This is a genomic window from Mycobacterium sp. NGS64, from assembly GCF_059812245.1.
This window is the reverse complement of record NZ_JCALCI010000026.1, coordinates 1-1,359: the sequence shown is the minus strand read 5'-3', so window position 1 is coordinate 1,359 and position 1,359 is coordinate 1. Positions and strand designations below refer to the sequence as shown.

1 protein-coding gene is annotated in these 1,359 nt (G+C 64.1%); it reads right to left on the bottom strand.

The annotated features are described in order from the left end of the window. Positions 1 to 66: 66 nt before the first annotated feature. On the bottom strand, positions 67 to 1,254 hold the full coding sequence (locus AC5Y4S_RS29730) for an IS481 family transposase (RefSeq protein ID WP_500036092.1): 1,188 nt from the start codon (positions 1,252 to 1,254) through the stop codon (positions 67 to 69). Between the last annotated feature and the right edge of the window lie 105 nt (positions 1,255 to 1,359).

The window sequence follows — 1,359 nt, the reverse complement described above, 5'->3', positions numbered from 1 at the left end:
CTGTTCAGAGTCGGTTGATGGTTGACGTTTCTGTTTCGGTTGATCCTTGACACTCTGGTTAGTGGTTTAGGCCTGTTCGCGGGTGCGGAAGGCCCGTTTATTTCGTACCTCGCCGCGGCTGGTGCGCGCGGCGGTCTTGACCAGATCGTCGCCGATCCAAAACCGCAGCAGCTCACCGTCGACGTGGACATCGCAGCGGGCGCCGGCATAGTGGCGGCCCACGCAGACCTGCTGCCAGGACACACACACGATGCCGTTGGCGCAGACCCGGCGGCTGACCCAGTTATCACCGGCACGCTCGGCGCCGCGCGGCTCGCTGGCGGGCAGTGCCGGTGTTGCGGTGGCGGCGGTGAACCGTTGCGCGGGTGTGGCCATGTCCAACGACTGATGCGGGCGGGCGCTGTTGTAGTAGTCCACCCACTCATCGAGGGCCCGCTGTGCTGCTTTCAGGTTGGCGAAAGCTGGCCTGTCGCTGAGGAATTCCGCGCGCATGCTGCGATGGAACCGCTCGATCTTGCCCGTCGTCGTCGGGCTTCTGGGTTGAGTCAACAAGTGCTCGATGCCGTTTTGCCGACAGATCGCGTCGAAGAGCACCTCCACTGGCGGATGGTTAAACCGTCCGGTGAACACCCGGCCGTTATCGGTCAGGATCTGCTGGGGCGCCCCATAGCTCGCCAACGCCGCCCGCAGCCCGTCGCAGACCGCGCGGGTGCGCTCACGAGCCATCAGCCGCGCACAGACACACATCCGCGAATGGTCATCGATTCCGGTCAGAGCCTTGGCGCTGGTGCCATCCGCCAGTGGGAATCCCCCCACCACATCCATCTGCCACAACTCCATCGGGGCACCACGCTCCCAGCGTTTCCACTTGCGCGAGCGCCGATCCCGCGTGCTCGGATCGATCATGCCCGCGCGCACCAACGCCCGATAGGCGGCTGACTCCGAGGGCAGCGGCCTCACCTTGCGCTTGGCCAACTCGAACACCAACCGCCGCGGCCCCCAATACGGCCGCGACCGGCGTAACTCCAACAAGGCGGCTTCCACCGCGACCGGCATCTGATGCGGACAGCACACCGGCCGATGCGACCGGTCCACCAGCCCCTCGAGGCCCGACGCCTCATAGCGGGCCAACCAGGTATGCAGCGTCTGCCGCGATACCCCAACTTTCTCGGCGACCTGCGAAATCGATAACCCGTCGCTGATCACCGCCAACACGGCCTGATACCTCTGCTCGGCCACGCTTAACTCCCTCATCGAAGGAGTGTCAAGGATCAGCCGAAGTAACTGTCAAGCATCAGCCGAAACACTGTCAGGCATCACCCGAAGACAAAATGTCAAGCATCAGCCGAGGTCATACAC

Bases quoted from the DNA above. Each gene is read 5' to 3' on its own strand.
- AC5Y4S_RS29730 (WP_500036092.1), bottom strand. From the start codon at position 1,254: ATGAGGGAGTTAAGCGTGGCCGAGCAGAGGTATCAGGCCGTGTTGGCG.